The sequence below is a fragment of the Phenylobacterium sp. genome (assembly GCF_041919955.1).
Classification (GTDB): domain Bacteria; phylum Pseudomonadota; class Alphaproteobacteria; order Caulobacterales; family Caulobacteraceae; genus Phenylobacterium.
In genome coordinates this window covers 14,584-38,223 of record NZ_JAYRSU010000001.1, presented here as the reverse complement: position 1 = coordinate 38,223, position 23,640 = coordinate 14,584, and the positions used below count along the sequence as shown (strand labels likewise).

Genomic DNA, 23,640 nt, shown 5'->3' with positions numbered 1-23,640 from the left:
ATGGTTTTCCCGGCGTTCAGGCCGGGCGGATGATGATGCCCTCGTCGGGGCTGGCGCGGCCGTCCAGCACCTCGCGATACGCGGCCAGCAGGGCGTCCGGGCCGGAGACCTGCTTCAGCTTCAGCCACGAGGCCTCTGCGCAGAACGCGCGCAGCGCCTCCATGAACCGTCCGTCCATCGCCTCGGGTCCCCACTCGGCGACCCGCTTGCGGATCTGGTCAGGGGCGAAGAACAGCACGCGGTCGGGACCGGGCATGTCCTGGGGCGTGCGGTCGGCCTGCCAGTGGGTGCCGCCGACGATGATGCTGCGCGCCAGGTCCTCGCCCAGGCCCTCGTGCACGGCGGCCGTCACCTTCGGATCGCCCGCGAAGTCGACATAGGCCACGCCCGATCCGATCACGCTGCCGGCCCGCTCGTAGGGAACCACCGCGTCGTAAAGGCCGAGCCCGCTCAGCAGCTCCGCACGCGAGGCCGACGTCAGGCCGACGACCTTCAGCCCGCGCCGCCTGGCGAACCAGGCCAGGCCCATCGCCGTCTTGCTCGACGCGCTCGACAGCACCAGCGTCCGGATCGCCGGATCCTCCGCCAGGAAGTCGTCCAGCAGCCACGAGGTCATGAAGAGCGGCCGCAGCAGCGCGCGATGGTCGTCCAGGTCGTCCTCGGGCGCCTGCGCATAGGCGTTGTAGGTCGGCGGCAGTTCGGCCCGGTGCGGGGCGGCGTCGATATAGCCGCCACGGCCCTTCAACAGCCGCGCGGTCATGTGGCTCGACATCGGCAGGTAGCCGAACAGGCGCAGGCCGACCGGCGCGTCGGGCGCACGGCTCTCGACCACGCGGGCGAAACCCCAGACCGGGATCTGGCCCCAGTCGCCCTCGGCCGGGAAGAATTTCCAGTAGCCGAAGGCGTCGCCGATCGCGCCATAGGTGATGTTGTTGGCGGTCAGGGCGAACCGTTCGACCTCCAGCCTGGCCTCGCCCTCGGCCAGCGCCTTGGCCGCCGTATCGCGCAGTTCCACACGGCCCAGATCGTTCCGCGCTACGAGCACGTCCCAGTGCGACATCGCTTCCTCGCCTTTTTACGTTGTAAATTTATTGCGTAAGAGTTACCCCAGGACAAGCCCTTTTCTTCGCTCGAGTCCGAAATGCCTCGCGTCCTGTCCGAATCCGACGTCGCCGACTTCCGCGAACGCCTCTGCGAGGCGGCCGAAAAGCTGTTCGCCGAGAAGGGCCCGGACGCCGTGACCATGCGCCAGCTGGCCTCCGAACTGGGCGTCAGCCCGATGACGCCGTACCGCTATTTCACCGACAAGGAAGACATCCTGGCGGCGGTGCGCACCAACGGCTTCAACCGCTTCGCCGAGGCGCTGGAGACCGCGCTGACCAAGACCCAGGGCAGCGCCAAGGCCAAGAGCACCGCGGTCGGCGAGGCCTATCTCGATTTCGCCTTCGCCCATCCCCAGACCTACAAGCTGATGTTCGACCTGAACCAGCCGCACGAGAAGGACTATCCCGACCTCGTCGCCGCCGCCGCCCGCGCCAACGCCATGCAGTCGGCCTATATCCGCGGCCTGGTCGAGTCGGGCGTCATGCAGGGCGACGCCAGCGAGATCGGCCTGATGTACTGGGCCGCCACCCATGGGGCCGTCACCCTGGAACTGGCCGGCAAGTTGCCCAAGGGCGCGGCCCGCACCCTCAGCCGCCAGCTCGGCCACACCCTCGCCAAGGGCCTGCGGCCGGGCGGCGCCTGACGCGTCATCCCGGTCTGCGAAGCAAGACCGGGATCCATGACAAGTTCGGCCGGCAGCCCCCTTGACGCCCCCAGGGGCAACCGCGCCAACTTCACCGCAACGAGAAGTTGGGGGAATTCACATGGTCCAGCCGTTCGAGGTCGCCTGGAGCGACGAGTCCGTCCAGGTGGTGCTGGATCAGGTCCGCGCCTATCCCTGGCCGCCCGCGCCGGCGTTCGACAACGGCTGGGTCTACGGCTGCGACGGCGGTTTCCTGAGGGACCTCTGCGAGCACTGGACCGAGCGCTACGACTGGCGTGCGGCGGTCGCCGACCTCAACCGGTTCCCGCAGTTCATCGCCCGGGTAGAGGACTACGACCTCCATTTCCTGCACGTGGTCGGCGAGGCTGGGGGCAAGCGGCCGCTGCTGATCACCCACGGCTGGCCCGGCTCGCACTACGAATTCTGGGGCGTGATCGAGAAGCTCGCCTTCCCCAGCCGGTTCGGCGGCCGGGCCGAAGACGCCTTCGACCTCGTCATCCCCTCCCTCCCGGGCTTCGGCTTCTCGTCCAAGCCGTCCCGTCCGATCGGCCAGCGCACGACCGCGCGGCTGTTCAACACCCTGATGACCGAGGTGCTCGGCTACCACACCTATCGCGCCCAGGGCGGCGACTGGGGCGCGATGGTCACCTCGTGGCTCGGCCACGAGCACGGCGGGAACGTGCTGGCCATCCACCTTAACATGATGGCCTTCCGCCCGGCCGGCGGCCCCAAGACCGAGGACGAGATGACCTGGATCGCGCGCCAGGGGTCGATGATGGACCTGATGGGCGCCTATTTCCGGCTCCAGGCCTCCAAGCCCCAGTCTCTGGCCTGGCTGGGCGCCGGCAACCCGGTCGGCCAGGCCGCCTGGATCGCCGAGCGGTTCCACGACTGGTCCGACCTCAGCCAGCGCCCGTTCGAGCAGGTCCATCCCAAGGACCGCCTGCTGACCAACATCATGATCTACGTCATGACCGGCAGCTTCACGACCGGCGCCTGGTACTATCGCGGCCTGATGGAGGAGCGCAGCCCGATGCTGGCCGAGGGCGAGCGCTGCCAGACCCCGACCGCCTTCGCCAACTTCCCGGGCGAACCGCTCTATTCGGCCCCGCCCCGCTCCTGGGCCGAGCGCGCCTACAACCTCGTCCGCTGGACCGAGCAGCCCCGTGGCGGCCACTTCGCCGCCATGGAAGAACCCGACCTCTTCGTCGCCGACGTGCGCGAATGGGCGCGCGACCTCTAAGGCCGCCGAACCCTACTCCCGCCCCACCGCCGCCAGCGCGCTCACCAACCGCGCCACCTCCAGCGGCTTTGGCACCAGGGCGTCCATGCCGGCCTCCAGGTACTCCGCTTCCTGGTGGGCCATGGCGTTGGCGGTCAGGGCGATGATCGGGACCCTCGCGCCGCCTTCTGTCGCCTCGCGGGCGCGGATCAGGCGCGTGGCCGTCGGGCCGTCCATCACCGGCATCTGCACGTCCATCAGGATCACGTCCCACCCGCCCTGGGCTGCGGCCTCGACCGCGGCCTCGCCGTCGGCCACGCAGACGACCTCGACGCCGAGCTGCCCCAGCAGGGTCTTCAGCACCGTCTGGTTGACGGGATTGTCCTCGGCCGCCAGCACCCGCAGCCCGTCCGCCGGCGTCGGCGCGGCGGCCTGCGGCGTCAGGCTCGGCGCCGTCTTCGCCCGGATCAGCGGCAGGGCCACGGTGAAGACGGCGCCCTCGCCGGGCTGCGAGGCGACCGCGATGGTCCCGCCCATCAGCTCGGTCAGCTCGCGGCAGATGGCCAGACCCAGTCCCGAGCCGCCGAAGCGGCGGGTGGTCGAGGCGTCCTCCTGCACGAACTTCTGGAACAGCGAACTCTGACGCTCCGGCGCGATGCCGGGCCCGGTGTCGGACACCTCGCAGACCAGCCTGCCGGCGCGCCGCAAAGCCCGCACCCGCACACGGCCCGCAGCGGTGAACTTCACCGCGTTGGACACCAGGTTGTGCACGATCTGGCGCACCCGGGTCGGATCGCCGGCCCAGACGCCGTTCAGGGCCGGCTCGACCTCCAGCTCAAGGTGCAGCCCCTTCTCGTCGGCCAGCGGGCCGAAGGTGGCGGCCACCCCCTGCATCAGGGCGACGATGTCGACGACCCCGTCCTCCAGTTCCAGCCGCCCGGCCTCGATCCGCGACAGGTCCAGAAGGTCGTTGAGCAGCGCCAGCAGGGTCTCGCCGGCCTGGCGCACGACGTCCAGCCGCCCGCGCTGGCGGTCGGACAGCTCGTCGCGGGCCATGGCCTGGGCCATGCCCAGCACCCCGTTCAGCGGCGTGCGGATCTCGTGGCTCATGGTGGCCAGGAAGGCCGACTTGGCGGCGTTGGCCGCATTGGCCGCGTCGCGCGCCTTGCGCAGTCGCTGGTTCAACTCCTTCAGCCGCCGCTCGGAACGTTTGATGTCCTCGATCGACTGTGTGACCACCACGCATCGCACCGGCCCCTCGCCCTGGAACCGCGCGGCGATCAGCCTGAACCACTCGCCGTCGCGCGCCTGATAGGCCCGGGTGAAACTGTCGGCCTGCCCCTCAAGCACCGAGCGCACGCCGCGGGTCAGCAGCTTGCCGCGCCCCCCGGGCAACCGCTCGAACACCGAAAACAGGTTGCGCCCCATGGGATAGACGTCGGTCTGGGTGATCGCCGCGCCCAGCTCCTTGAACGCCGAATTGGCCGCGATGATCGCCCCGGTTTCGTCGATCACCGTCAGCAGCGCCGGCAGGCCGTCGATCACGCCGCGGCCGAAGCGCTCGGACTCGCGCAGTTCGGCGATCGCATCGTGCTGGGCGGTGACGTCCTGGCTGGCGCCGTGCAGCGCCACGCAGCGCCCGTCGACCATCCGCGGCTCGCCCATCACCCGCAGCCAGATCGGCTCTCCGCCGGCCCCGATCGCCCGCGCCTCGAAGTCGATCCGTTCGCCGGTGCGGATGGCTTGGCGCACGTGCTCCAGCACCCATTCACGCTCGCTGGGCGCATAGATCTCGAGGGACGCGATGTGGTTCTCGACATGGGTCTTGCGGCCCAGCAGCTCGCCCAGCTCCGGGCTCCAGCGCACCACGCCGCCGTTCAGGTCGACCTCCCAGCCGCCCAGCCGCGCCATCCGGCCGGCCGACTTCAGCGCCAGCGACGTGGCGTTCAGCCGCTCACGCGTGGCGTGTGCGGCCGAGATGTCCGCGGTGATCACGATGAATCCGTCGAGCGTTCCGTCGGCCGCGAAGCTCGGCCGCATGTCGACGTCGACGTGGATGCGCCGCCCGTCCTTGGTCTGATCGACGACCTCGGTGCGGAAGCCTTCGCCGGCCGCCGCCGCCTCGTCCATGATCGCCCAGGCCTCGGGATCGGCGTCGGGAGAGCGCACCACCTCGGCAAGCGTGCGTCCCTTCACCTCGTCCAGCTCATAGCCGGTCATGGCCGTGAAGCCGTCGTTGACCCAATCGATCCGCCCGGCCGGATCGCACAGCACCACCGAATGCGGCGTCAGCCGGGCCACGCTCGCCAGCCGCGACGTCAGGTCGGCCGATTCGGTACCACCCATGCGCTACGCTCCCCCCGGGCGGCACCATGCCCCGCGACTATGAAAAAGCAGAAAACTCCGGGCTTCGCCGTGGCGTGAGGCCGCGCTACGAAGGCGCCCATGGCCCGCTACGATTTCGCTTCCGACAACACCGCCCCCGCCGCGCCCGAAGCCATGGAGGCGATCGTCGCCGCAAATTCCGGCTTCGCCTCGGGGTACGGAACCGATCACGTCAGCGCCCGCGCCGCCGACGCTGTCCGCGCCCTGCTCGACGCCGACGCCGAGGTGCGCTTCGTGGCCTCAGGCACCGCCGCCAACGCCGTGGCCCTGGCCGCCCTCTGCCGCCCGTTCGAAGCGGTGATCGCCCACGAGCACGCGCACGTCTGCACGGACGAGACCGGCGCCCCCGGATTCTTCGGCCACGGCCTGGGCCTGATCGGCCTTCCGGGCGCGTCGGGCCGTATCGACCCGGCCGCGCTCGCCGCCCCGCTGGCCCAGCCCGACGTCTCGCACCGCCAGTCGCCCGCCGCGCTCTCCCTGACCAACGCCACCGAGTACGGGACCGTCTATTCTCAGGACCAGCTCGCCGCCCTGATCCGGGCCGCCAAGGCCAAGGGGCTGGGCGTCCATCTCGACGGCGCGCGCCTGGCCAACGCCGCGGCCGCCGGCTTCGACCTCAAATCCATCGCCCGGCTCGGCGTCGACATCCTGGTGATCGGCGGCGCCAAGGCCGGCATGCCGCCGACCGAGACGGTGGTGATCTTCGACCGCGCCCTTGTCCGCCGCTTCGATGCACGCCTGAAGCAGAGCGGCCAACTGCCCTCCAAGGGCCGGTTCTACGCGGCTCCGTTCATCGGCATGCTCGAAAGCGGCGCCTTCACCGCCCGCGCCGCCCACGCCAACGCCATGGCCCGCCGCCTGGCCGCCGCCATGCCCTTTCCCCTCGCCCACCCGGTCGAGGCCAACGCCGTCTTCGTGCGCATGGACGACGAGGCCCTCGCCCGCCTGCACGCCGCCGGCTGGTTCGCCTACCGCTTCCTCGACGGCTCGGTGCGCTTCATGTGTTCCTGGGCCGTAACACCCGAAACGGTCGACGAGCTGGCGCAGACGCTCGACGCAATCGCCTAGGGCGCGCCCAGCGGGCGTCATACACCCCAAAAACGTCACATCGGGGCAATTTTTTCCGGTCACGCTTACATGTGTGACCGAATGACCGCACCGTGACGCATTTCCGTCAGAACTGCGTCAACTCCATTGCAGAGCTGTCACTTTCCGTTTGCGAGCGTAACACCTGCGTGACAGCTTGCCCCTCCGCCGTAACGACACGCGCCTCGGTTGTCACTTGGGAGTGACGCCACCTGCGATGAGCGTGTGCGACGGCCAAGGCGTCGGTCCCCAACCCGGCGTCTTTTTCGTCCCAACAAAGGCCGGGGGGCCAGATGAAAGTTGTAATGAAGAACGCGCTTCGAACCGTCCTGCTCGGTTCCGTTGCGGCGGCGAGCGTCGCCGTCCCGACCTATGCCTCGGCCCAGAACGACGTCGCCGTCGAAGAAATCGTCGTCACCGGTTCGCGCATCCGTCGCGACACCTTCAACGCCCCGGTGCCGCTATCGGTCGTCAGCAGCGAGCAGATCCGCGAGGCCGGCAACGTCTCGCTGGCCGAGACCCTGCTCGACATCCCGACCATCAACGCCAACACCAACGCCCAGAACTCGTCCTCGACGCTGTTCCTGGCCGGTCAGGCCCGCGCCGACATCCGCGGCCTGGGCGCGACCCGCACCCTGGTGCTGATGGACGGCCGCCGGATGGTGTTCTCCGACGCCTCGTCCCCCGCGGTCGACCTCAACCTGATCCCGTCGATGATGGTCGAGCGGGTTGAAACCGTCGCGGGCGGCGCCTCGGCGGTCTACGGCTCGGAAGCCATCGCCGGCGTCGTCAACTTCATCATGAAGAAGCAGCACGACGGCCTGGAGCTCGATGCGCAGGTCGGCACGTCCCAGGAGGGCGACGGCCAGGAATTCCGCATCGCCGGCCTGTGGGGCGGCAAGTTCCTCGACGACAAGCTGAACGTCCTGGTCGGCGGCGAAGTCTCGCGCCAGGAGCCCGTGTTCCAGCGTGACCGCGACTGGGCCTATCCGGGCCTGCGCCGCGACAACACCAAGAGCCCGCAGCCCTCGATCATGGCGAGCCGCTCCAACAGCTCGCAATACGCCACGTTCCAGCTGACGCCGACCCGCTCGGTCGTGCTCGACGTGCGCGATCCGACCAAGGTCGTGCGCCTCAGCGCCGCCTGCTCTACGCCGACCGTCCAGCCGACCTGCCAGGACGAGGCCCTGTTCTACGGCGCCGACTACACCGCCTTCCAGGCGAAGTCGGCCCGCGGCACCTTCCGCACCTACGTCGACTATCAGCTGTCCGAGAACGTCAAGGCGTTCGCCGACATCCTCTATTCGCGTGTCGACGGCTATGGCTACTTCTCGCCGGCCTTCTCCAACGCGGTCGGCGGCGGCACCATGCCGATCGTCTTCCGCGGCGACAACGCCTACCTGAACGGCGCCGGCGCCACGGCCTCGGCCCTGCGTACCGAGTGGCTCGCGGCCGGCCGCACCCTGGACCGCAGCACCACCGTCCAGATCGGCAAGACCTGGCGTGAGTTCGGCAACCGCGACGTGAAGACCGAGCGCAGCACCCAGCGCTACGTGATCGGCATGGAAGGCGGCTTCGAGGCCCTGTCGCGCAAGTTCAACTGGGATTGGTACGCCCAGTTCGGCAAGACCACCGGCACCACCACCTCGTACAACATCCCGAACCTCGCCCGCGTCCAGCAGGCGGTCGACGCGATCAACGTCGGCGGCCAGATCGTCTGCGCCGACCCGGTCGCCCGCGCCGCCGGCTGCGTGCCGTGGGATCTGGTCAACGGCCCGTCGCAAGCCTCGGTCCTGTGGGCCAACGGCTTCTCCTACACCGACCAGGAAGTGAAGCAGACGGTCGTCGCGGCGAACATCGCCACCGACCTCTTCGAACTCCCGGCCGGCCCGGTCGGCTTCGCCATGGGCGCCGAGTATCGCAAGGAAGAGAGCTTCTTCGCCCAGGACGCCCGCGGCGCCGCGGGCGCGCTGTTCTTCAACTCGATCGGCACCCGCGCTGGCGAATACGACACCAAGGAAGCCTACGCCGAACTGCGCGTTCCGCTGCTGCGCGACCTGCCGTTCGCCCATGAGCTGACCGTCGAGGCCGCCGGCCGCCTGGCCGACTACTCGACCATCGGCAAGACCGACCAGTACCGCGTGGCCATCGAATGGGCGCCGGTGAAGGACATCCGCTTCCGCGCCAACCAGGGCACCGCCGTCCGCGCGCCGAACATCGTCGAGCTGTACTCGCCGCAAAGCCGCAACTTCACCTCGGCCAGCGCCCCGGCCCAGGACCCGTGCGACAAGGCCAACTACGCCGCCGCCACCGCGGCCCAGAAGTCGGCCCGCAACGTGACCTGCGCCGCCGCCATCCCGGGCTGGAACGCGGCGACCTTCGAGTCGAACATCGGCACCGGCCGCCCGTCGACCCCGCTGCTGCAGGGCGGCAACCCGGACCTCGGTCCGGAAACGGCCAACACCTATCAGGTCGGCGTCGTCATCCAGCCGCGCTGGATCGAGGGCCTGCAGTTCTCGCTGGACTGGTTCAAGTACAACATCGAGGACCAGGTCGGCACGATCCCGATCAACACCCTGCTGACCAACCTCTGCTACGACAACGCCCAGCCCTACGCCTCGAACGCCTATTGCGCGCTCGTGCGTCGTGACCCGACCGGGACCAACGGCGGCGCCAAGCCGGGCGGCGTGATCGAGATCATCCTGACCAACCAGAACGTGGCCAAGGTGAAGGTCGAGGGTTACGACGCCTCGCTGCAGTACGGCTTCCGCACGGCCGACCTGTTCGACAAGGACTACGGCGACTTCGCCTTCCGGGTCGACGCGACGTGGATGTACAAGTGGGCCCTGCAGGGCCTGCCGGGCCAGGCCTACACCCAGTTCGCGAACACCATCACCAACGCGACGCCGGAGTGGAAGGCCCAGGCGACCATCCAGTGGACCCGCGAGAACCTCAGCCTGTCGTGGACCACGAACTACATCGGCTCGATGGCCTCGACGACGTCGTTCGCCCCGACCGCTCTGACGCCGTACTACACCGGCGACTACTACAAGCATGACGTGCGCGCGCGTTACCGCCTCAACGATCAGATCGATCTGCGCGGCGGCATCCAGAACGTGACCGACGAAACCCCGCCGATGCTGCCCGAAACCTATCAGGGCATCGGCACCGGCTCGTCGCAGTACGACAACCGCGGCCGTTACTTCTACGTCGGCGCGACCCTGCGCTACTAAGGCGAACGCCCGCTCCTCCGGGGGCGGGCGAACCACCGGCCTTCGGCGGAATCCCCGCCGCGGCCTGGAGAGCAGGAAAAACCCGCCGGGGCGCGAGCCTCGGCGGGTTTTCTTTATCTCGGCTATGGAGGCGCCCTTACGCCGGCACGGCTCGGCGCTGGAGCATGCCCGCCAGGCGGCCCTCGATGATTTCCTCGGCCTCGCGCACGATGCGGCCGACCAGTTCGGCGCAGGTCGGGATGTCGTGGATCAGGCCCTGGACCATGCCCGCCGACCAGATGCCGTGCTCGGGATCGCCGGCCTCGTAGACCACCCGCCCACGGGCGCCGGCGACCAGGTCCTTCACGTCCTCGAACTTGGCGCCGCCGCGGCGCTCGATGGCTACGACCTCGTCCGAGACCGCGTTCTTCGCCACCCGCGCGGTGTTGTGCATGGTGCGGAAGATCAGGTTCGTGGCCCGCTCGTCGTTGGCGACGATCTGCTCCTTCACCTTCTGATGGATCGGGCTCTCGACCGTGCACATGAAGCGGGTGCCCATGTTCACGCCGTCCGCGCCCAGCGCCAGGGCGGCGACCAGGCCGCGCGCGTCGCCGAAGCCGCCCGAGGCGATCATCGGGATCTTCACCTTCTCGGCCGCCGCCGGGATCAGGATCAGGCCGGGAATGTCGTCCTCGCCCGGGTGTCCGGCGCATTCGAAGCCGTCGATCGAGATGGCGTCCACGCCCATCCGTTCAGCCGACAGCGCGTGGCGGACCGCCGTGCACTTGTGGATCACCTTGATCCCGTGGGCCTTGAAGTGGTCGACGTGCTCCTGGGGCTTATAGCCGGCCGTCTCGACGATCTTGACCCCGCTGTCGATGATCGCCTGGCGGTACTCCGCATAGGGCGGCGGGCTGATCGCCGGCAGGATGGTCAGGTTCACCCCGAACGGCTTGTCGGTCAGCTTGCGGCAGCGGTCGATCTCGCGTCGCAGGTCGTCCGGGGTCGACTGGGTGAGGGCGGTGATGAAGCCCAGGCCCCCGGCGTTGGCCACGGCCGCCACCAACTCGGCGCGCCCGACCCACTGCATGCCGCCCTGCACGATCGGGCGCTCGACCCCCACGAGCTCGGTGAAACGGGTCTTCAAGGCCATGGCGCGCTCCCAAACGTTTGTTTGGAAGACAATGAAGCCGCCGACGCGGCGTCAGGCAAGTCTGTTTAGGCGAAGGCTCCGCGCGCGCTGGGCCCTATTGCAGCCCAGAGCGCCCGATCGCGTAGAAGCGGTCCGCCCGTTGCTTGCGCAGGGCGTCCACCGACAGGCCCGCGAGCTTGGAGAGCTCGTCCTCGACGGCGTCGCCCACGGCCTTGACCGTCGCGTCCTTGTCGGCGTGCGCGCCGCCAGCCGGCTCGTCGATGATCCGGTCGACGATCTTCATGCCGATCAGGTCCTGGGCGGTGATCTTCATCGCCTTGGCCGCTTCCTCGGCCGTGCGCGCGCCGCGCCAGAGAATCGAGTTGGCGCCTTCCGGCGGGATCACCGAATAGATCGCGTGCTCCAGGATCAGCACCCGGTTGCCGCAGGCGATGCCCAGCGCCCCGCCCGAGCCGCCCTCGCCGGTCACCACCGCGATCATCGGCGTCTCCAGCAGCAGGCACTTCTCGGTCGAGCGGGCGATGGCCTCGGCCACGCCGCGTTCTTCCGAGCCCACGCCCGGATAGGCCGCGGGGGTGTCGACGAAACTGATCACCGGCAGCTTGAAGCGCTCGGCCAGCTCCATCAGGCGGATGGCCTTGCGATAGCCCTCGGGCCGCGCATAGCCGAAATTGTGCTTCACCCGGCCGACCGTGTCGCGGCCCTTCTCGTGGCCCATCACCACCACCGGCTGGCCGCGGAAGCGCCCGAGGCCGCCCATGATCGCCTGGTCGTCGGCGAACTTGCGGTCGCCGCGCAGCTCGACGAACTCGTCGATCAGGCCGGCGCAGTAGTCGACGAAGTGCGGCCGGTCGGGATGGCGGGCGACCTGGGTCTTCTGCCAGGCGTCCAGCTTGGAATAGGCTTGTTTGCGGACCTCCTGGGCCCGCGCGCGCAAGGCGGCGATCTCGGCGTCCAGCGCGCCCGAGCCGGTCGTCTCCGACAGCTTGGACAGTTCCTCGATCTTCGCTTCGAGGTCGGCGATGGGGCGCTCGAACTCGAGATAGTGTGCGGCCATTCGAGGAATCTTCTCTGTACCGTTTGCAGAAGCGGCGGAAACTAGTGCCCTAGCGTTCGCCTCACAAGTACGAGGAACGGCCATCGCGGCGTCTGCGTCAAGCCGGCCCGATCCAACAACGAACGGGCCGCCGTGCAACCGGCTCCCACCGACCCACGTTCTCATAGCCGAGGTCGAGCCGACCGACGCCCGGCGGGAGGCCGGCGGATCCCCCTCGCAGCTTGCCCGCCCCGGCGGGTCTTTCGAGGAGCCAACCTATGCGAATGCTCAAGATCGCACTGGCGGCGACAGCGGCGCTTTCCGTGGCCCCGCCGGCCGCCCTCGCCCAGTATCAGTATCAGCCGACCGACCAGTACCGTCAGGATCTGCGCCAGTACGACAACGACCGCGCCGACTACGACGCCGCGCGCCGCGACTACGAGGTCCGCCGCGCCCAATGGGAACGCCAGCGCGAAAGCTACGACCGCCGTTGGGGCTACGGCGCCTATGAACGCGCCTATGGCCCGGCCCCGATCTGGGACAACGCGCGCTGGGACGCGAACCGCTACGGCTCCGACGCATCCTACGACAGCCGCGCCGAGTACGACCGCCGCCTGTCCGAGTACAACCGCGCCCGCGCCGCCTACGACCGGCGCTGGGGCTATGGGGCCTATGAGCGCCGCTACGGCCCGCCGCCGGCCTGGAGCGCCGACGATTACGGCCGCGACGCCTCCTACGTCAGTTCCGACCCGTCCTGCCGCAACCGCCGTGACAACAACTCGGTGGCCGGCGGCCTGATCGGCGCCCTGATCGGCGGCGCGCTGGGCTCCAACATCGCCGCCCGCAACGCCCGCACCGAAGGCGCGGTGCTCGGGGCCCTGGTCGGCGGCGGCATCGGGGTCGGCGTCGGCCGCGCCTCGGCCAAGTGCGACGATCGCGGCTACTACTACAGCTACGACCAGACGATCCCGTACCGCGAGAGCGACTACGACCGCGCCCGCCGCTCCGGCCGCTACGACTACAGCTACTACAGCAACCAGCGCTGCCGCCTGGCTCCTGCCCCGGTCGCCGGCGATGAATACCGCTACGTCCGCGTCTGCCCCGATCCGGACGGTCGCTATCGGATCACCGGGTAGCGAGACTAGGCGAACTCAAGGTGTCATCCCGGCCTTCCGCCACGCTCCAGCCGGGATGACACCTGATATTGCTCCCCCAGCGGGGGAGCATCTCGTTCCCGCTATCCTTTCCGCCCCAGCGGATGCTTCGTCTCGACCACCTCGCGCAGTCGCTCGCCCGCGACGTGGGTGTAGATCTGGGTGGTGGCGATGTCGGCGTGGCCGAGCAGCTTCTGCACGATGCGCAGGTCCGCCCCGCCCTCCAGCAGGTGGGTCGCGAAGGCATGGCGCAGCACATGCGGGCTGACCCGCGCCGGATCGATGCCGGCCTCCGCCGCCGCCTCGTCCAGCAGCTGGGCGAACCTGCGGGGCGTCAGCCGTCCGCCCTTGCCGCGAGAGGGAAAGAGCCAGGGATTGGCCGCGTCGCCTTTCGGGAGGAAGTCTTTGCGTACGGCGAGGTATGTCCGCACCGCCGCCCGCGCCGCCTCGTTCAGCGGGGCCAGCCGTTCCTTGCCGCCCTTGCCCTTGACGATCAGATAGGCCGGGTCGCGTGCGAGCGCCGCCAGCGGCAGGGCCGTCAGTTCCGAGATCCGCAGGCCAGAGGCGTAGGCCAGCTCGATCATGCAGGCCAGCCGCAGCCCCTGCCCGCCGTCCCGCGCGCCCGCCGCGGCGATGATCGCGTCGACCTCGGCCCGGCTCAGCACCTTGGGCAGCGGCCGGCCCTTCTTAGGCGCGTCCACCCGGCGCGAGGGATCATCGCTCCGCCAGCCCTCGCCCAGTACGAAACGGTAGAACTGACGCACGGAGGAACGCCGCCGCGCCGCCGTCGCTGGCGAGGCGCCACGGTCGCTGAGGGCGGCGAAATAGGCCTCCACGTCTTCGGCGCTGGCCGCCGCCAGGTCGCGCCCGCGGTGCTTCAGGAAGGCGTCGGCGTCGGCCAGGTCCTTGCCATAGGCGGTCAGGGTGTTGCGCGCGCTGGCTCGCTCGCCGGCCATCATTTCCAGGAAGGCTTCGATCCAGCCTGCGCTGCTTCCCATCGCCCCGTTCCCGCCTGCCGCCGCGCGAAGTTGGCGCGAGCGGTCCTGCTCGTGTAAGACCTGCGCCGTTCATGGACCGTTACACACCGCTGCGCGCCCGCACCATCGCCCTCGTGGGCCTCATGGGGGTTGGCAAGTCGAGCGTCGGCCGCCGACTGGCCAACGCCCTCGACCTGCCGTTCAAGGACGCCGACCATGAGATCGAGGCGGCCGCCGGCCGCACGATCCCCGAAATCTTCGCCGAGATGGGCGAGCCGGCCTTCCGGGAAGGCGAGCGCCGCGTGATCGCCCGCCTGCTGGATGACCCGCCGCATGTGCTGGCCACCGGCGGCGGCGCCTTCATGAACGACGAGACCCGCCGCCTCATCAAGGAAAAGGCCGTCTCGGTCTGGCTGAAGGCCGATCTCGACATCCTCGCCCGCCGCGTCTCGCGCAAGGACACCCGCCCCCTGGTCTCGGGCAAGGACCCGATGACCGTGCTGACCGAGCTCGCCGAGAAGCGCTATCCGGTCTACGGCCAGGCCGACCTGGTGGTGGAGACCGGCGACACCGCCCATCACGTCGCGGTCGACCAGATTCTCCGCGCCCTTTCCGCCCACCTGCAGGACCCGCCGCAATGAACCGCACCCTCCCCGTCGGCCTGGGCGATCGCGCCTATGACGTGGTGGTCGGCCACGGCCTGCTGGACGCCGCCGGAACCCTCTGCGCCCCGTTTCTGAAGCGCGGCCGCACCGCCATCGTCAGCGACGAGACCGTCTGGGGCCTGCATGGGCAGCGGCTGACCGCCGCCCTGGCCGCCGCCGGGATCGAAAGCCAGGCCATCGTCGTGCCGCCCGGCGAGCAGACCAAGAGCTGGGAGGGGCTGTCGCAGGTTTCCGACCGCCTCCTGTCGCTGAACCTCGACCGCGGCGACCTGGTCATCGCCTTCGGCGGCGGGGTGGTCGGCGACCTCGCCGGCTTCGCGGCGGCGATCTACAAGCGCGGGATCGACTTCATCCAGATCCCCACGACCCTGCTGGCCCAGGTCGACTCCTCGGTCGGCGGCAAGACCGCCATCGACACCCCTCAGGGCAAGAACCTGATCGGCGCCTTTCACCAGCCGCGCCTGGTGCTGGCCGACTTAGACGTGCTGGCCACCCTGCCCGACCGCGAGATGCGCGCCGGCTACGCCGAGGTGATCAAGTACGGCCTGCTGGGCGACTTCGCCTTCTTCGAGTGGCTGGAGGCCAACGGCGCGGCCGTCCTCGCCCGCGATCCGGACGCCTTGGCCTACGCCGTCGCCCGCTCGGTCGAGATGAAGGCCGAGATCGTCGCCGAGGACGAGAAGGAGGCCGGCCGCCGCGCGCTGCTCAACCTCGGCCACACCTTCGGCCACGCCCTGGAATCCGAGACCGGCTACGGCGAAGCCCTGCTGCACGGCGAGGCCGTCGCCGCCGGCAGCGCCATCGCCTTCCGCTTCTCGGCCGCGCAAGGATTGTGCCCGGGCCAGGACGCCGAGCGCGCCGAGGCCGCCATCGCCGCCGCCGGCCTGCCGACCCGCCTGTCGCAAGTCGCCTCCGGCGCCTTTCCCGCCGACGCCCTCGTCCGCCACATGGGCCAGGACAAGAAGGCCGAGGGCGGCAGGCTGACCTTCGTGCTCGCCCGCGCGCTGGGTGAGGCCTTCGTCGCCAAGGACGTGAACGCCCGGGCGGTGCGCGACTTCCTGGTCGCCGAGGGGGCGCTGCCTTGAGCATCCTGGCCGTCCTCGCGGGCCTGGCGCCCGCGCTGGTCGCCCTGCTCAGCCTCTCGGGCCTGATCTCGGCCGCAGAGACCTCGATGACCGCCGCCAGCCGTGCGCGCATGCACCAGCTGGAGCGCGAGGGCGACCGCGCCGCGCGCCGCATCAACCGCATGATGGCCGATCAGGAGAAGATGATCGGGGCCATCCTGCTCTCGAACAACGTCATCAACATCGGGGCCTCGGCCCTGACCACCATGACCCTGTCGGCGGCCTTCCCCGGCCCGGTCGGCGCGCTGCTGGCCACTGGCGTCATGACCGTGCTGATCGTCGTGTTCAGCGAAATTCTGCCCAAGACGCTGGCCATCGCCCGCGCCGACGACGTCGCCCGCGCCCTGTCGATCCCGACCTGGTGGGTGGTGAAGATCTTCGGCCCGCTCGCCAACGGCGCCCAGTGGATCGTGCGCCAGACCCTGCGGCCGTTCGGGATCAACCTCTCGATGGAGACCGACGTCCTGGCCGCCCACGAGGAGATCCGCGGCGCGGTCGAATACCACCACGCCGAGGGCCTGGTGGAGGCGCGCGACCGCCACATGCTGGGCGGGGTGCTGGACCTGTCCGAGATGGACGTGACCCAGGTCATGGTCCACCGCCGCTCGATCTCGATGATCGACGCCGACCAGCCGGCCCAGGACCTGCTCGACGAACTGCTGGAGACCGGCCACAGCCGCGTGCCGCTCTACCGCGACGATCCGGAGAACGTCGTGGGCGTGCTGCACGCAAAGGACGTTCTCGCCGCCCTGGCGCGCGCCGGCGGCAAGCTGGACGGTCTCGACATCCCGGCTCTCGCCCGCGAGCCCTGGTTCATCCCCGAGACGACCTCGCTCAAGGACCAGCTGGCCGGCTTCCTGAAGCGCCAGGTCCACTTCGCCCTTGTGGTCGACGAGTACGGCGCCCTGCAGGGCCTGATCACCCTCGAGGACATCCTCGAGGAGATCGTCGGCGAGATCGAGGACGAGCACGACAGCGCCCTGGAAGGCGTGCGCCGTCAGACCGACGGCTCGGTGGTGGTCGATGGCTGGGTCGCCATCCGTGACCTCAACCGTGCCCTGGACTGGGACCTGCCCGACGACGACGCCGTCACCGTGGCGGGTCTGGTCATCCACGAGGCCCAGACCATCCCCAAGGTCGGCCAGACCTGGACCTTCCACGGACACCGCTTCCAGATCGTCCGGCGCGAGCGCAACCAGATCACCGCGCTACGGGTTTCGCCCCGTCAACAGGCCGATCAAGACTAGTTCGGAAGACGTCTCCTCTTGACCAAAGTAAAAAATCGACCTTCGGTTGGACAAGACATGCATGCCAACCTGGGGGAGCGTGCGAAATCGTGGCGATGTCAGACGCTCCATTAGCCGACGTTGCGACGTTGGCGGCGGAACTGGCGAGCGCGCGTCAGGCGCTGGCCGAAGAGACGGTTCGCGCCGACGCCCTCAATCGCATCGCCGCGGCCATCGGGGCCGGGGGCGACCTGGAGCAGGTGGTCCAGACCGTCGTCGACGGCGGGGTGGAGCTGACCGGCGCGGCCTTCGGAGCCTTCTTCTACTTCACGGTCGAGGACGCCACGGGCGACCGCCTGACCCTCTACACGCTCTCGGGCGCGCCACGTTCGGCCTTCGAGCATTTCCCCATGCTGCGCAAGACCGCGGTCTTCGCCCCCACCTTCGACGGGACTGGCATCATCCGCTCCGACGACATCACCGCCGACCCGCGCTATGGCCGGAACGCGCCCTATCACGGCATGCCCAAGGGCCACCTGCCGGTGCGCAGCTATCTGGCCGTGCCGGTGGTCTCGCGCTCGGGCGAGGTGCTGGGCGGCCTCTTCTTCGGGCACCCGGAGCCGGCCCGCTTCACCGAGCGGCTGGAGCACCTGATGGCCGGGGTCGGCGCCCAGGCCGCCGTCGCCATCGACAACGTGCGCCTGCACAAGGCCGCCCGCGCCGAAGTGGCCGAGCGCCGCGCCGCGGAGGAACGCCAGCGCCTGCTGCTGAACGAGCTGAACCACCGCGTGAAGAACACGCTGGCCTCGGTGCAGTCGATCGCCCGCCAGAGCCTGCAGAACGCCGACGACGTCGTCACCTTCCGCCGCGCCTTCGAGGCCCGGCTGATGGCGCTGTCCCAGACCCACAACCTGCTGACCGCCCAGAACTGGGAAGGCGCCAGCCTGCTCGACATCCTGGCCGCCGAGCTGCGCCCGCACGGCGGCGGCCGAGCCGGCGGCGGCTCGCGTTTCACGCTCGAGGGCGAGGTCGACGTGAAGCTCAAGCCCAAGGCCGCGGTGGCGTTAGGCATGGCCGTTCACGAGCTGGCCACCAACGCTCTGAAATATGGCGCGCTTTCCGCGCCGGAGGGGCACGTCGCGCTGCGACTTCACCTGATCGGTCGGGAAGACGACAGACGGCTGGTCATCGAATGGGTGGAATCCGGGGGGCCTGCGGTCTCCCAGCCTGCCCGCAAGGGTTTCGGCAGCCGTCTTCTCGAACGCGGCCTCACCGGCGAACTCGCCGGGCGGGTCCGCCTGGACTATGATCCAGCAGGATTGTCCTGCCGAATGGAGTTGCCCTTGCGGGGTCTGGAGCCTTCTGAATGAGCGGAACCATCGATCTCGCCGGCCTGCGCGTGCTCGTCGTCGAGGACGAGATGATGGTCTCGATGCTCATCGAGGACATGCTCGAAGACCTCGGATGCAAGGTGGTCGGCCCCGCCTCCCGCCTCGACGAGGCCATTGAGCTGGCCAACAGCGCCGAGCTCGACTGCGCGGTGCTGGACGTGAACCTCGGCGGCCAGCCGATCTTCCCGCTCGCCGACCTGCTGCGCGAGAAGGGCGCCCCCTTCGCCTTCGCGACCGGCTATGGCGATGCGGGCCTGCGCGACGCCGACAAGGGCTCGCCCGTCCTCCAGAAGCCCTTCCGCGAAGGCGACCTCGCCCGCATCCTCGGCGAACTGCGTCTGAAGGCGGGCTAGGGCTTCCCCTCCGGGCAAGGTTGATGGCCTAACACGGCCGGTCCTCGGCCGGTGTCGTCCCGGTCTTGCTTCGCAAACCGGGATGACACCGCGAGATGGCCCCTTAAAGCCCCTTCGCCAACAGTCCGCCGAGCACCTTGTCCGGGGTCATGGGATAGTCGCGCAGCCGTACGCCGCAGGCGTTGTAGATGGCGTTGGCCACCGCCGCCCCGGCGCCGGCTATGCCCAGTTCGCCCACCCCCTTGATGCCCATCGGATTGGCCTTGTCGTCGGCCTCTTCGAGGAACATCGAGTCGAGATTGGCGATGTCGGCGTGCACAGGCACGAGGTACTCGGCCATATCCTGCGCGACGAACGATCCGAACCGCGGATCGACGGCGTTGACCTCGGTCAGGGCCGTGCCGACGCCCCAGATCATGCCGCCGGTGATCTGGCTCTTGGCGGTCTTGGCGTTGAGGATGCGGCCCGCCGCGAACACCCCGAACATCCGCCGTAGCCGCACCTCGCCGGCCACCTGGTCGACCCCAACCTCCGCGAAATGGGCGCCGTAGGTGTGTTGGGAATAGTCGCGCGCGTCCGCCGCGGGCGTGATCGAGCCCTCGACATAGACCCCCTCCGGCGCCGCGCGGGCCACCAGCGCGGCCAGGCTTTCGCTGCGGTTCTCGATGGCGATGTTGCCGTTCTCGAAGGTCACGAACTCCGCCGGCCCGCCGTAGAGCGGCGAGCGCGGGTCGCCCACCGCCAGCTCGGTCAGGGCCGCACGCAGGTTCATCGCCGTCTGGAAGGCCGCCGATCCGGCCGTGGCCGCCCCGAACTGCCCCCCCGAGCCGGGGGCCGGCGGCATGTCGCTGTCGCCCAGTTCGACCCGCACGTCCTCCAGCCGCGTCCCCATGGTCTCGGCCGCGATCTGGGCCAGGATCGTATAGGTGCCGGTGCCGATGTCGGTCATGCCCTGGCGCACGGTCACCAGGCCGCTGGCGTCGATGCGGATTCCCGCCTTGGCCGGCAGCAGGAAATTGCCCCGGATCGCCGCGGCCATGCCCATGCCGACCATCCAGCGGCCGTCGCGCACCTGGCCGGGGACCGGATTGCGGCGCTCCCAGCCGAAACGCTGCGCGCCCTCGGTCATGCAGCGCACCAGCTGGCGCACCGAGAACGGCTTGCCGGTCTCGGGATCGACGTCCGGCTCGTTGCGGATTCGCAGCTCGATGGGGTCGATCCCCAGCTTTTCAGCCAGCTCGTCCATGGCGCATTCCAGGCTGAGCATGCCCGGGGCCTCGCCCGGCGCACGCATCGGCCCGGCGTGCGGCAGGTCCATCTTCACCAGGCGGTGCCCGGTCAGCCGGTTGGGCGCCGCATAGAGGCTGCGCGAGAAGTTGGCCGCATGCTCGGTGAAGGTCGCATGGCGCGCGCAGTGCGTGGTCGCCTCGACCGCGAAGGCGTCCAGCCGTCCGTCCGCCTGCGCCCCCAGCCGCACCCGCATCTCCACCGCGGGGCGGTGGATGGTGCCGTGGAACATCTGCTGGCGGGTGTAGGTCACCTTGACCGGCCGCCCCAGCGCCCGCGCGCCCAGCGCCGCCAGCACCAGGTCCTCATAGGCTTGGCCCTTGCCCCCAAAGCCGCCGCCGATATAGCGCGTCGACAGCATCACATGCTCGGACGGGATGGCCAGGGTCTCGGCCAGGGCGTGCTGGCCGCCCTTCACCATCTGGATCGAGGTGTGGACCGTGACCTTGTCGCCCTCCCACCACGCCACGGTGGCGCAGGGCTCCATCTGCACATGGTTCTGGATCGGGCTGAAATAGGTCTCGTCGACCGTCACCGGCGCCTTGGCGTAGGCGCCTTCGAAGTCGCCGACCCGCATGTCCTCTTCGTTAGGCGGCGGCTCGGCCAGGCCGAAACTGGCCTTGAAATCGACCACCGCCGGCTCGGCCGCATAGTCGAAGACGATCAGCTCGGCGGCCGCCCGCGCGTTTTCGAAGGTGTCGGCCACCACGAAGCCGACCGGCTGGCCGTAATATTCGACCTGGTCACTGGCCAGGGCCGGGTTCGAGGCCCGCTGGCTGCGCGGATTGGCCCGCGTGCCGCGCGGCGCCTGGGCCGGGACGGTCTTGTGCGTCCAGACCAGCAGCACCCCCGGCGCGGCCTCGGCCGCGGAGGTGTCGACCGAGACGATCCGTCCGCGCGGAATGGCCGCCGTGGCCATCACCCCGATGGCCGGGGCCGAGGGCGCGGCCGTGTCATAGGCGTAGGGCGCGGTCCCGGTGACCTTCAGCGGCCCTTCGTAGCGGTCGACGCCCTTGCCGATCAGCCCGCCACGGTTCTCCGTCACCGGATTGGGCGCGGCCCAGTCGTGAACCGAGCTCATGAGGTCCTCCGCGCGTCTTCGATGGTCGCCGCGGTCAGGCGGCGCACCAGGGTCAGCTTATGGGTCAGGCGGTCCTCGGCCTGGGCCGTGGCGATCTGCGCCTGCGCCGCCTCGTCCGGCGATCCACCGCCCTCCAGCGCCGTCTCGGCGGCGCTTGCCCGCCAGGGCTTGGCCGCCACCGCGCCCAACGCCACGCGGTTCCCGGCCACCGCCACCATGGCCAAGCCATGGGCGTATGAAGCCCGGTCGCGCACCTTTGCATAGGCCTGGCCGCCCGGCGGGGGCGGCGGCAGGGTGATGGCGGTGATCAGCTCGCCGGCCGCCAGATGGGTCTCCACCTGGGGCGTCTCGCCGGGCAGGCGGTGCAGGTCCTCGACCTTGATCGCCCGGGTCGCGCCGTCGGGCGTCATGGTCTCGACGCTGGCGTCGAGCGCCACCAGCGCCACCGCCATGTCCGAGGTGTGGGTGGCGATGCAGGCCGGGCTGGCGCCGAAGATGGCCCCATAGCCGCCCGGCGCGCCGATGGCCGCGCAGCCCGATCCCGGCTCGCGCTTGTTGCAGGGCTTGGCCGTGTCGTAGAAATAGCCGCACCGCGTCCGTTGCAGCAGGTTGCCGGCGTTGGTCGCCTTGTTGCGCAGCTGGCCGGAAGCGCCCGACAGGATCGCCCGCGCCAGCACCGGATAGCGCTCGCGCACGGCGGGATGATTGGCGAGCTTCGAATTGGTCATGGCGCCGCCGATCTTCAGGCCGCCGCCGGCCATCTCCTCGACCCCGGCGAACGGCAGGCGCCCGACGTCGACCAGGTGGGTCGGCGTCTCGATCTCCAGCTTCATCAGGTCGAGCAGGTTGGTGCCGCCGGCCAGGAACCGCGCGCCGGGATTGTCGGCCACCGCCTTGACCGCCGCCTGGGCGTCCTGCGCCCGCTCATAGGTGAAGGGCTTCATGCGCCGTCTCCGGCCAGGTCGCGGATCGCCGCCAGGATCTGAGGATAGGCCGAGCAGCGGCAGATGTTCCCGCTCATGCGCTCGCGGATCTCCGCATCGGTCAGGCTGACGCGCGCCGTCAGGTCCGCGGTCTCCTTGCTGGCCCAGTCGTCGGCCGCCTCCTGCAGCATTCCCACCGTCGAGCAGATCTGCCCGGGCGTGCAGTAGCCGCACTGGAAAGCGTCGTGGCTCAGGAACGCCTGCTGCACCGGGTGAAGGTCGCCTGGCGTTCCCAGCCCTTCGATCGTCGTCACCTGGTCGCCGTCGTGCATGGCCAGCAGCGACAGGCAGGAATTGATCCGCGCCCCGTTCACCAGCACCGTGCAGGCGCCGCACTGGCCGTGGTCGCAACCCTTCTTCGAGCCGGTGAGCCCCAGGTGCTCGCGCAGGGCGTCCAAAAGGGTCGTGCGCGGATCGACATCCAGCGTCCGCCCCTCCCCGTTGACCGTGATCGTCGTCCGCATCGGCACACCTCCCCAGATGTGAGCGCTCACATACTTTTGTCTTACAGTCCCACGCGCCTCGGGACGCGTGAAGTTTAGCTAGGTCTGTTCGCCAGGCGCCAGCGCCTTGAGCGACAGAGCGTGCACCGGCCCGGCCAGTTCCGCCGAAAGAGCCTTGTAGACCAGCCGCTGGCGCACCACCTTGGACGCTCCGGCGAACGCCGCGGACTCGATCAGCACGTTGAAATGACTTTCGCCCCCCGGGGTTGCGCCGGCATGGCCGGCGTGACGCGAGGAGTCGTCCTCGATCTCCAGCCGGCTGGGTGCGAACGCTTCGGTGAGCTTTTGGTGGATGGCCTCAAATATGGCGCCCATCGGATCGATGTTCAATTCTTGAAAGGGACTTCGGGAGCCTCATACTTGGCCCATGGCCGGCGCGTTTCAATACAAGCCTAAATTCGTCGATATCCGGGTGCGTCCGCCCTCCTCCGAGGAAGAGGCCGCCCGCAACGACGACGTCTTTACGCTCAAGCCTGGGGAACGGGCTTGCGATCACCCGGGCTGCCGGGTGGCGGCGACGGCGCGCGCGCCCAAGTCGCGCGACTTGCTGAACGAGCACTACTGGTTCTGCCAGCCGCACGCGGCCGAATATAACAAGCAGTGGAACTTCTTCGCCGGCATGAGCGAGGGGGAGATTCGCCAGCGCCAGGCTCAGAGCGCCACGGGCGAACGCCCGACCTGGCAATTCAAGGCCAGCAAGTTCTCGCGCGAGGCCGCCGCCGCAGCCCACGGCTTCGGCAAGGGCCAGGGCTATGCCGACCCCTTCAACCTGTTCGGCGCCGGCGCCCGGCCCCAGCACAAGGCCGAAGCGGCGAGCAGCGGCCGCAAGCTCGGCAAGCTGGAACGCAACGCCCTGGCCGACCTCGATCTGGACGAGGACGCCGACGGCCCGGCCATCCGCGCCCGCTACATCGAGCTGGTCAAGCGCACCCACCCTGATTCCAACGGCGGCGACCGCTCGGCCGAGCACAAGCTCCAGCGCGTCATCAAGGCCTACCAGCTCCTGAAGAAATCCAAGTTGGCCTGAGACGGCG

General features: G+C 69.6%; 20 protein-coding genes. 11 read left to right on the top strand and 9 right to left on the bottom strand.

Annotated elements, in window-relative coordinates; all coding sequences use genetic code 11:
• Positions 1–16: 16 nt before the first annotated feature.
• Entirely contained in the window at positions 17–1,060 is a 1,044-nt protein-coding gene (locus ACE3T2_RS00155; RefSeq protein ID WP_374653437.1) for a DUF2855 family protein, read from the bottom strand.
• 81 nt (positions 1,061–1,141) lie between these two features.
• Here ACE3T2_RS00155 and ACE3T2_RS00150 point away from each other — a divergent pair, with 81 nt between their 5' ends.
• The gene (locus ACE3T2_RS00150; protein ID WP_374653435.1) at positions 1,142–1,747 is read left to right on the top strand and encodes a TetR/AcrR family transcriptional regulator; all 606 of its coding nucleotides are present in this window, start codon (positions 1,142–1,144) and stop codon (positions 1,745–1,747) included.
• Positions 1,748–1,868: 121 nt separating this feature from the next.
• Positions 1,869–3,011, top strand: a complete 1,143-nt coding sequence (locus ACE3T2_RS00145; RefSeq protein ID WP_374653433.1) for an epoxide hydrolase family protein — start codon at positions 1,869–1,871, stop codon at positions 3,009–3,011.
• Positions 3,012–3,023: 12 nt separating this feature from the next.
• On the opposite strand, the gene ACE3T2_RS00140 is transcribed toward ACE3T2_RS00145, so the two are convergent.
• Positions 3,024–5,336, bottom strand: a complete 2,313-nt coding sequence (locus ACE3T2_RS00140) for an ATP-binding protein (RefSeq protein ID WP_374653431.1) — start codon at positions 5,334–5,336, stop codon at positions 3,024–3,026.
• A gap of 99 nt (positions 5,337–5,435) precedes the next feature.
• Here ACE3T2_RS00140 and ACE3T2_RS00135 point away from each other — a divergent pair, with 99 nt between their 5' ends.
• The gene (locus ACE3T2_RS00135) at positions 5,436–6,443 is read left to right on the top strand and encodes a beta-eliminating lyase-related protein (RefSeq protein WP_374653429.1); all 1,008 of its coding nucleotides are present in this window, start codon (positions 5,436–5,438) and stop codon (positions 6,441–6,443) included.
• A 323-nt stretch (positions 6,444–6,766) separates the two neighbouring features.
• Complete coding sequence (locus tag ACE3T2_RS00130; protein ID WP_374653427.1) at positions 6,767–9,694, top strand: TonB-dependent receptor plug domain-containing protein; 2,928 nt, start codon at positions 6,767–6,769, stop codon at positions 9,692–9,694.
• A gap of 136 nt (positions 9,695–9,830) precedes the next feature.
• On the opposite strand, the gene ACE3T2_RS00125 is transcribed toward ACE3T2_RS00130, so the two are convergent.
• Both ACE3T2_RS00125 and ACE3T2_RS00120 read right to left on the bottom strand, forming a co-directional pair.
• Positions 9,831–10,826: an NAD(P)H-dependent flavin oxidoreductase gene (locus tag ACE3T2_RS00125; RefSeq protein WP_374653425.1), complete on the bottom strand. Its 996-nt coding sequence runs from the start codon at positions 10,824–10,826 to the stop codon at positions 9,831–9,833.
• 94 nt (positions 10,827–10,920) lie between these two features.
• Positions 10,921–11,883 (bottom strand): acetyl-CoA carboxylase carboxyltransferase subunit alpha, encoded by a 963-nt coding sequence (locus tag ACE3T2_RS00120; RefSeq protein WP_374653423.1) that lies wholly within the window; start codon positions 11,881–11,883, stop codon positions 10,921–10,923.
• A 263-nt stretch (positions 11,884–12,146) separates the two neighbouring features.
• Here ACE3T2_RS00120 and ACE3T2_RS00115 point away from each other — a divergent pair, with 263 nt between their 5' ends.
• Positions 12,147–12,998: a hypothetical protein gene (locus tag ACE3T2_RS00115; protein WP_374653421.1), complete on the top strand. Its 852-nt coding sequence runs from the start codon at positions 12,147–12,149 to the stop codon at positions 12,996–12,998.
• 101 nt (positions 12,999–13,099) lie between these two features.
• Here ACE3T2_RS00115 and ACE3T2_RS00110 read toward each other — a convergent pair whose 3' ends face one another.
• Positions 13,100–14,014, bottom strand: a complete 915-nt coding sequence (locus ACE3T2_RS00110; protein WP_374653419.1) for a site-specific tyrosine recombinase XerD — start codon at positions 14,012–14,014, stop codon at positions 13,100–13,102.
• A gap of 71 nt (positions 14,015–14,085) precedes the next feature.
• On the opposite strand from ACE3T2_RS00110, the gene ACE3T2_RS00105 reads away from it, so the two are divergent.
• The 5 genes from ACE3T2_RS00105 to ACE3T2_RS00085 all read left to right on the top strand — a co-directional run bounded on the left by ACE3T2_RS00105 (position 14,086) and on the right by ACE3T2_RS00085 (position 18,752).
• Entirely contained in the window at positions 14,086–14,634 is a 549-nt protein-coding gene (locus ACE3T2_RS00105) for a shikimate kinase (RefSeq protein ID WP_374653417.1), read from the top strand.
• Positions 14,631–15,743, top strand: coding sequence for a 3-dehydroquinate synthase (gene aroB / locus ACE3T2_RS00100; RefSeq protein WP_374653415.1), 1,113 nt, complete (start codon positions 14,631–14,633; stop codon positions 15,741–15,743). Before ACE3T2_RS00105 ends, aroB begins: the two co-directional genes overlap by 4 nt.
• Positions 15,744–15,745: 2 nt before the next feature.
• Positions 15,746–17,029 carry an HlyC/CorC family transporter gene (locus ACE3T2_RS00095; RefSeq protein WP_374654035.1) on the top strand — a complete coding sequence of 428 codons (1,284 nt, stop codon included), beginning with the start codon at positions 15,746–15,748 and terminating at the stop codon, positions 17,027–17,029.
• Positions 17,030–17,124: 95 nt separating this feature from the next.
• Positions 17,125–18,378 carry a sensor histidine kinase gene (locus tag ACE3T2_RS00090; protein WP_374654033.1) on the top strand — a complete coding sequence of 418 codons (1,254 nt, stop codon included), beginning with the start codon at positions 17,125–17,127 and terminating at the stop codon, positions 18,376–18,378.
• Positions 18,375–18,752: a response regulator gene (locus ACE3T2_RS00085; protein WP_374653413.1), complete on the top strand. Its 378-nt coding sequence runs from the start codon at positions 18,375–18,377 to the stop codon at positions 18,750–18,752. The genes ACE3T2_RS00090 and ACE3T2_RS00085 overlap by 4 nt, the downstream gene beginning before the upstream one ends.
• Positions 18,753–18,855: 103 nt before the next feature.
• Here the strand turns inward: ACE3T2_RS00085 and ACE3T2_RS00080 are convergent, their stop codons facing one another.
• From ACE3T2_RS00080 to ACE3T2_RS00065, 4 genes are all read right to left on the bottom strand, one after another.
• Complete coding sequence (locus ACE3T2_RS00080; RefSeq protein WP_374653411.1) at positions 18,856–21,120, bottom strand: molybdopterin cofactor-binding domain-containing protein; 2,265 nt, start codon at positions 21,118–21,120, stop codon at positions 18,856–18,858.
• The gene (locus ACE3T2_RS00075; RefSeq protein WP_374653409.1) at positions 21,117–22,064 is read right to left on the bottom strand and encodes a xanthine dehydrogenase family protein subunit M; all 948 of its coding nucleotides are present in this window, start codon (positions 22,062–22,064) and stop codon (positions 21,117–21,119) included. The genes ACE3T2_RS00080 and ACE3T2_RS00075 overlap by 4 nt, the downstream gene beginning before the upstream one ends.
• Complete coding sequence (locus ACE3T2_RS00070) at positions 22,061–22,567, bottom strand: 2Fe-2S iron-sulfur cluster-binding protein (protein ID WP_374653407.1); 507 nt, start codon at positions 22,565–22,567, stop codon at positions 22,061–22,063. The genes ACE3T2_RS00075 and ACE3T2_RS00070 overlap by 4 nt, the downstream gene beginning before the upstream one ends.
• A 78-nt stretch (positions 22,568–22,645) precedes the next feature.
• On the bottom strand, positions 22,646–22,921 hold the full coding sequence (locus tag ACE3T2_RS00065) for a BolA family protein (RefSeq protein WP_374653405.1): 276 nt from the start codon (positions 22,919–22,921) through the stop codon (positions 22,646–22,648).
• 52 nt (positions 22,922–22,973) lie between these two features.
• On the opposite strand from ACE3T2_RS00065, the gene ACE3T2_RS00060 reads away from it, so the two are divergent.
• Entirely contained in the window at positions 22,974–23,633 is a 660-nt protein-coding gene (locus ACE3T2_RS00060) for a J domain-containing protein (RefSeq protein ID WP_374653403.1), read from the top strand.
• The last annotated feature ends 7 nt before the right edge of the window (positions 23,634–23,640 follow it).